Source organism: Roseinatronobacter domitianus, assembly GCF_023336755.1.
Classification (GTDB): domain Bacteria; phylum Pseudomonadota; class Alphaproteobacteria; order Rhodobacterales; family Rhodobacteraceae; genus Roseinatronobacter; species Roseinatronobacter domitianus.
The window spans coordinates 269638-276637 of the sequence record NZ_JALZWP010000003.1 but is presented as its reverse complement, the minus strand read 5'-3'; the positions used below and the strand labels follow the sequence as shown (position 1 = coordinate 276637).

Below are 7000 nucleotides of genomic sequence, written 5' to 3'. Positions count from 1 at the left end.
GCAGATCTTCAGGGCGCTCGCAGCCCTTCAGAAGTTCGTCCAGCAGTTCCTTGGAAATCGTCATCGTCCTTGCTCCTCTCAGGAAGCATGGACCAGATCCCGGTTACACAGAAGATCGGACACTCTCCAGGAACCCCGCTTGCTATTTAATTTTCAAGCCCGCGTCACAAGCGCGGGTTTTTTTTACAAAATGAGGGCCGTGCCGAACAATTCCGGTAGTTTAGCCCAAATCTTGCCAGATTTATCGACAATCTTGGTTTCAGAGAGCAGCCATATCTGTTTGCACCCACATGGTGGCACGCTGGCAGAATGAGCTTTCACAGTATTTTAGGATGAACGCCATGACCGCCGTTTCGCAGAACAAATCTGAGCTGATCCGTGCCTGCACGGTGTCTCGTGATGTGCAAAGTTTCGACCTTCTTATTGAAGATATGGAAACCGAATTTGGTGAGGACTGGGGGGATCTAACCTTTGCAGAAGCCTACGCCTACCTGTCCGAACCCGACGCCGGCGCGCTGGAAGTGATCGCCATTGCGTTGGACGATGCGGATGAATCGTCCATGCAGATCGTCCGCGGCATCATCGAGAAAGCCTCGGCTCGAAGTATCCATATTCTGTTGATAGCCGAAGCATTGTCGCCGATCTTGCTGCACCAGTTATTGCGGGCGGGGGCCGAAGATTTCGTGCCATATCCGCTACCCGAGAACGCCTTGCATGACGCGATTGAGCGGCTTCATAAAGCGGACCAGGCCAAGCTGGACACGGCAGCGGCGTTTACCACACCCGGCGGCAAGCAAGGCTCTGTTCTTGCCGTGCAGGCGCTGTGCGGCGGGGCAGGTTCCACCAATTTCGTCGTAAACATGGCTTGGGAACTTGCGCAGATTTCCAAGACTGAAGAACGGAAGGTCTGCATTCTCGATTTTGACTTTCAATCCGGTTCGGTTGCGACCTATCTTGACCTTGCGCGCACCGAAAAGGTCTATGAACTGCTGTCACAGACCGCATCGATGGACGCGGATGCATTCTTTGCTGCGTTGCAGGTGTTTCAGGAAAAACTGTATGTGCTGACTGCGCCGTCAGACATGCTGCCGCTTGATCTGCTTGCTCCGGAAGAGATTGACCGCGTGGTCTCAATGGCGCGCGAACATTTCGATTATGTCATCATCGACTTGCCGCGTGCTGTCATGCACTGGACGGAAACGGTTCTGAACAAGTCCGACGCGTTCTTTGCCATGATGGAACTGGACATGCGCTCGGCCCAGAACACGCTGCGCATGATCCGCGCCTTGAAGGCCGATAGTATCGACTTGTCGAAGCACCGCTTCGTCCTGAATCGCGCCCCGAAATTCACGGACCTTGGTGGTAAATCGCGCGCCAAGCGCATGGCCGAAAGCCTTGGGATTGACCTTCATCTTCACCTGCCAGACGGCGGTATCCAGGTACGAGATGCCAATGACCACGGGCTCCCTTTGGCTGAATTTGCGGGCAAGAACCCGCTGTTGAAGGAAATTCGCAAAACGGCAATTGAACTGCACAATACTGCCAGCGCCACAAAGCTGGCAGCAGAGTAACGAGGACCAAACATGTTTGCACGTTATCGCAAGAACGCAGAAAATTCTGCGCAGCCTGTACGCCCCTCTGCCGGGGGCACGACACGCCCGGCGCCTTCCGAGCTTCAAAAGGCACCTGTCGAGGCACAGCAAGATCCCAAACCGCGCGCGGTGACCACACCCGTCGCAGGCTCTAAGGAAGAGCAGCGCAAACTGCGCATGAACAAGATCAAGTCGGACTTGCATCGCCGCCTGCTGGACAACCTGAACCTGTCAGCACTGGAAAACGCCAGCGAATCGGAACTGCGCGAAGAGATCAACTCCATCGTGGTCGAAGCCTTGTCCGAAATGAATGTGGTGCTCAACAGTGAAGAGCGCACCACGCTGAACCGCGATCTGTTCTACGAGGTGATGGGTCTTGGGCCGCTGGAACCTCTTTTGCAGGATGATTCCGTCAACGATATTCTTGTGAACGGTCCAAAGCGGATATTTGTCGAACGCGCGGGCAAGCTGGAATTGACCGATGTCACCTTCCGCGACGAACGCCACCTGTTGCGCATTATCGACAAGATCGTGTCGGCCGTGGGCCGCCGCGTCGATGAATCGAACCCCTATGTCGACGCGCGGCTTGCCGATGGGTCGCGCTTCAACGCCATGGTGCCACCGGTTGCGGTGGATGGCTCGCTGGTTTCTATCCGTAAGTTCAAGAAAGAAAAGCTGGGCACCGCCGACCTGGTGAATTTCGGTGCGTTTTCGCCCGAGATGGCACTTTATCTGGAAGCGGCAGTATCGACCCGATTGAACGTGATCGTGTCCGGCGGCACCGGCTCGGGCAAGACCACCACGCTTAACGCATTGTCCAGCTTTATCGGCAATACTGAGCGCGTCTTGACCATCGAGGATACGGCGGAATTGCAGCTACAGCAGGAACATGTCGGCCGCATGGAAAGCCGCCCGGCCAATATGGAAGGCAAGGGCGCGGTCACCCAGCGCGACTGTTTGCGCAACGCACTGCGGATGCGTCCTGACCGCATTATCGTGGGCGAAACCCGTGGCGAGGAAGTGATCGACATGTTGCAGGCCATGAATACGGGCCATGACGGGTCTATGACCACCATCCACGCCAACTCCGCGCGTGACGGCATCAGCCGCCTTGAAAACATGGTCGCTATGGCCGGGATCGAGATGCCGCTGAAAGCTGTGCGCAGCCAGATCGGCTCGGCTGTGAACCTGATTGTCCAGGTCTCGCGGCTGCAAGACGGGTCACGCCGCATGATGTCGATCACAGAGATTACCGGCATGGAAGGCGAAATCATCACCATGCAGGAAATTTTCCGGTTTGAACGCACCGGAATGGAACCCGACGGCACCATCCTGGGCCATTTCACCGGGACCGGTTTGCGCTCGCATTACGCGGACCGATTCAAGCGTTGGGGCTATGACCTTCCGTCTGCAATTTATGACCAAGTGAAGGCGAACTGAACATGGAACTCTCACTTAGCCCATTGATCTATATTGCGATATTTGGTGCCGTCCTGTTCATTATTCAGGGGCTTTATCTGCTTCTTTACGGCAAAAGTATCGAACATGATTCGAAGCTGAACCGTCGCCTGGAGCTGATGTCCAAGGGCAAGTCCAAGCAGGATATCATAGAGCAGCTCCGCAAGGAGCGCTCGGTGCATGTCGCGCGCGATTCTATCCCTCTTTACGGCCTGCTCTCAGATCGTGCGCAGAAAGCCAATATTGCCTTTACCCCCCAAATGCTGCTGATGCTTATGGGCGGGCTCAGCCTGTTCAGCTTTGTTATGCTGACCTTTGGCACAAGCGCGCCGCTTCCCGTGCGTCTGGTCATCGCGATCGCGATGGGCGTGGGGGGCGTATTTTTCTGGGTGTCTCATAAAGCCAAAAAGCGCATCGGAGCAATCGAAGAGCAATTGGCGGAAGCGGTCGATCTTATGGTGCGCAGCCTGCGCGTGGGGCACCCGTTTAGTGCGGCCCTTGGTATTGCGGCGGATGAAATCGCGGACCCGCTTGGCACTGAGTTGGGCTTGATCTCTGACGAGGTCGCCTATGGCCGCGACGCAGGCGAAGCGCTTGCCGAATTCGGCAATCGGGTCGGCCTGCCAGATATCGGGTTCCTATCGGTTGCGGTTTCCATTCAGCAGAAATCTGGGGGCAACCTGGCCGAGATTTTGGATGGTCTGTCCAAAGTCATTCGCTCGCGCTTCAAGCTGTTCCGGCGGGTGCGGGCGATTACCGCAGAAGCGAAATGGTCTGGGATGTTCCTGTCTGGCTTCCCGATTCTGGCCATGGTCATGATTCAGGTCATCAAACCGGACTACTACGACCCCGTGAAGGGCACGCCACTTTACATCCCGTTGGCCATTATCGTCGGCCTGTTTCTGGTCATCAATGTGCTCTACATGCGCAAGATGACCGACATCAAAGTCTGACCTGCACCAGCAATAAGGAAGTTTTCCGATGTTCGATATTTTCCAAGGTGGGTTTGGCACGATCCTGATTTTGGGTCTGGTGGGCCTTGTGCTGGTTGCGATTGCAGGATTTGCCGCAGTTGGCGACAATTCCGGCGACCCGATGAACAGGCTGAAAGAGCAGATTGACGCGGCTGAAAGTGCAAAGGCCGACAAGTCTGGAAGCGCCAGCACTGCACTCCGCCTCAAGCAGAGCAGCGGCCTTAAGGCTCTGGATAAATACGCAAAATTCCTTGAGCCAGAAGACGCAAAGGAGATGTCAGAGGCGCGCCAGCGTATGATCCAGGCGGGGTATCATGGTCGACACGCGGTGCGCGACTTTCAGGCGCTGCAATTCATTCTGGCTATCGGTCTGCTGATTGTATCGCTTTTGGTAGTGTTTGTGATTGCGCCCGACACTTTTGAGAGCACACAGATGAAGGCGGGGGGGATCATTCTTCCCATGCTGATCGGTTATTATGGACCGCGCAAATGGATCGATGGGCGGGTCGAGGCACGCAAGGAAGAGATCATCTCTGGTTTCCCCGATGCGCTTGACATGCTGCTGATCTGTGTCGAGGCGGGACAGTCGCTTGACCAATCCATCCAGCGGGTCTCGATTGAGATCAAGAACGGCTATCCGGCGCTTGGTGAAGAACTGACCACCGTGGGCGAGCAGGTGAAGGCCGGTCGCGAGCGGAGCGAGGTGTTGAAGGACCTGGCCAAGCGGTGCGACATTTCCGACATTACAAGCTTCACCACAGTGATGATTCAGGCCGCCGCCTACGGCACCTCTATCACCGACGCGCTGCGGGTCTTCGCATCCGAAATGCGCGACAAGCGAATCATGCGTGCAGAGGAAAAGGCGAATATCCTGCCAACCAAAATGACGCTTGGTACCATGATGTTCACCGTCCCGCCTTTGCTGATTATCTTGATCGGGCCGTCTGTTGTCGGCATCATGACTGAATTGAGCACCAGCAACATCACGGGCATGTAATGCGGCACTTCGTCTGCCTTGTCCTCTCTCTCGCGGTCCTTGGCTGCGCGCCCTCTGCCGACAGGGCGCGCGACAGCGCATCCGCTATGGGGGCCGGGCCTGACCAGATCGCATCGCGGGGCAACGATATCGCGGAAGCGGTCGACGGGTTGGTCGTTGGTCATCGGTTAATGGCGGCAGGAGAATATGAACTTGCACTGCGGGCTTATTACCGCGCCTCTGCCGAGCGGGGCGTCAATGCCGATATCCTGTCGGCCATAGGCTCTGCCAACTTGCGTCTGGGCCGCGTTCAACAGGCCGAGCAGGTGTTGCGACGCGCGCTTGAACAGGATGAAACTTTCGTGCCCGCGCATAATAATCTGGGCGTCGCCCTCAGCGAGCAAGGCAAATGGGGTGAAGCAGGGCTACATTTTCGCAACGCTTTTGCATTTGATGGCGGAAGATCGCGGGAAATTCGTGAAAACCTGCGTTTGGCAATCGAAAAAACCGAAGAAACCGGGTATGCTGAAATTGAGGCACACCGGCTATCGCTGGTGCGGCGTGGCCAAGGCAGGTTCCTGCTGCTGGATACGCCGTTGTAACGAGCAATGAGGACGCAAAAAATGCGCCAACCCATATTGAGGACGCTGCTTGTGGGCAGCGCATTAGTGATATCCGCCTGTAGCGGCAGCAACCCGGCAAATGTCACGCGCGCGATTGACGCTGTGAATGCAGTTGACCAGAAGAATGTCGCTGAACTGATGCTCGCCTCGGGGAACCCCGAAGAAGCGGTGGCTTATTTCGCGACACAGGTAGAGCGTGACCCCGACAATGTAACCCTTCAGCGCGGGCTTGCCCGATCGTTGGTGCGCGCAGGGCGCTTGGCCGAGGCCATCCCGGCATGGCGCACCGTGGCGCAACATCCCGAAGGCACGCAGGATGACAAGGTCATGTTGGCCGAAGCCCATATGCGCGCCAATGACTGGGATTCGGCAGAAACGGTGCTTAACACCGTGCCACCCACGCATGAAACCTTCGACCGCTACCGGCTGGAGGCGATGATTGCCGATGGCAAAAAAGATTGGAAGAAGGCGGATCATTTCTACGAAACCGCGGCCGGCCTGACCACGCGCCCATCCGGCGTGTTCAATAACTGGGGGTTTTCCAAGCTGACGCGCGGTGCACCGCGCGAAGCCGAACAGCTCTTTTCTCAAGCGTTACAGCATGATCCGCACCTGTTCACGGCCAAGACCAATATGGCGCTCGCAAGGGTTGCGCAGGGCAATTACAGCCTGCCACTGGTGCGGATGACCCAACAGGAACGCGCGATGTTGCTGCACACCATGGCGATTGCCGCAATTCGTAAGGGCGACGTGAATGTCGGGCGCACCTTGTTGCAGGAAGCGATCGATACGCATCCGCAACACTTCGACGAAGCCGTGCGCGCCCTACGCGCGCTCGATGGGGGGATTGGCTGATGGCGCTGTCCGAAATCGCCGCGATCTGGTTTCTGCCATTCGTGGCCCCGATTGCGCTTTGGGTCGCGTGGAGCGACCTGAAATGGATGAAGATCCACAATTACGCCGTGATCGCGCTGGTCGCGGTCTATTCAATCATCGGCCCTTTGGCCTTGCCCTTGCAGGTCTGGGCCTGGGGCTGGGCCGGGCTGGCGCTGGTGCTGGTTGTTGGGTTCGTGCTTAGTTCGGTGGGGTTGTTGGGCGCGGGCGATGCTAAATTCGCCGCGGCCATGGCGCCGTTTATCGCGCTGGCCGACCTTGGCAGCTTCATGCTTCTGTTGTCCGCCGTTATTGTGATCAGCTTTATCGCGCATCGGCTGGCGCGCAGCTCCACGGCGATTGTCGGGTTGGCACCCGATTGGGAAAGTTGGCAGCGGCGCGAGTTTCCGCTTGGCCTGGCACTTGGCCCGGCGCTGCTGTTGTATCTGGTCGCATCGGCCCTTGGTGGCTGATCTGTTTGTGTCCCCGCGCTGCATGACGGGG

Annotated in this window: 7 protein-coding genes; all 7 read left to right on the top strand. The window is 57.1% G+C overall.

What is annotated here, in order from left to right; genetic code table 11:
* Positions 1-341: 341 nt before the first annotated feature.
* Genes M3N55_RS05375 through M3N55_RS05345 form a run of 7 tightly spaced genes read left to right on the top strand, consistent with a single transcriptional unit; the run spans position 342 to position 6969 of the window.
* Positions 342-1571, top strand: a complete 1230-nt coding sequence (locus M3N55_RS05375; RefSeq protein WP_346429255.1) for a CpaE/TadZ family protein — start codon at positions 342-344, stop codon at positions 1569-1571.
* Between the two features lie 12 nt (positions 1572-1583).
* Entirely contained in the window at positions 1584-3032 is a 1449-nt protein-coding gene (locus M3N55_RS05370; RefSeq protein WP_249057127.1) for a TadA family conjugal transfer-associated ATPase, read from the top strand.
* A 2-nt stretch (positions 3033-3034) separates the two neighbouring features.
* Positions 3035-4003, top strand: a complete 969-nt coding sequence (locus M3N55_RS05365) for a type II secretion system F family protein (protein ID WP_249057125.1) — start codon at positions 3035-3037, stop codon at positions 4001-4003.
* A 28-nt stretch (positions 4004-4031) separates the two neighbouring features.
* Complete coding sequence (locus tag M3N55_RS05360; protein WP_249057123.1) at positions 4032-5021, top strand: type II secretion system F family protein; 990 nt, start codon at positions 4032-4034, stop codon at positions 5019-5021.
* Entirely contained in the window at positions 5021-5602 is a 582-nt protein-coding gene (locus M3N55_RS05355) for a tetratricopeptide repeat protein (RefSeq protein ID WP_428982607.1), read from the top strand. Before M3N55_RS05360 ends, M3N55_RS05355 begins: the two co-directional genes overlap by 1 nt.
* Before the next feature lie 21 nt (positions 5603-5623).
* Positions 5624-6478: a tetratricopeptide repeat protein gene (locus M3N55_RS05350; RefSeq protein ID WP_249057121.1), complete on the top strand. Its 855-nt coding sequence runs from the start codon at positions 5624-5626 to the stop codon at positions 6476-6478.
* Complete coding sequence (locus M3N55_RS05345) at positions 6478-6969, top strand: prepilin peptidase (protein ID WP_249057120.1); 492 nt, start codon at positions 6478-6480, stop codon at positions 6967-6969. Before M3N55_RS05350 ends, M3N55_RS05345 begins: the two co-directional genes overlap by 1 nt.
* Positions 6970-7000: the final 31 nt, after the last annotated feature.

Bases quoted from the DNA above. Each gene is read 5' to 3' on its own strand.
- M3N55_RS05345 (WP_249057120.1), top strand. From the start codon at position 6,478: ATGGCGCTGTCCGAAATCGCCGCGATCTGGTTTCTGCCATTCGTGGCC.
- M3N55_RS05355 (WP_428982607.1), top strand. From the start codon at position 5,021: ATGCGGCACTTCGTCTGCCTTGTCCTCTCTCTCGCGGTCCTTGGCTGC.
- M3N55_RS05370 (WP_249057127.1), top strand. From the start codon at position 1,584: ATGTTTGCACGTTATCGCAAGAACGCAGAAAATTCTGCGCAGCCTGTA.
- M3N55_RS05365 (WP_249057125.1), top strand. From the start codon at position 3,035: ATGGAACTCTCACTTAGCCCATTGATCTATATTGCGATATTTGGTGCC.
- M3N55_RS05350 (WP_249057121.1), top strand. From the start codon at position 5,624: ATGCGCCAACCCATATTGAGGACGCTGCTTGTGGGCAGCGCATTAGTG.
- M3N55_RS05375 (WP_346429255.1), top strand. From the start codon at position 342: ATGACCGCCGTTTCGCAGAACAAATCTGAGCTGATCCGTGCCTGCACG.
- M3N55_RS05360 (WP_249057123.1), top strand. From the start codon at position 4,032: ATGTTCGATATTTTCCAAGGTGGGTTTGGCACGATCCTGATTTTGGGT.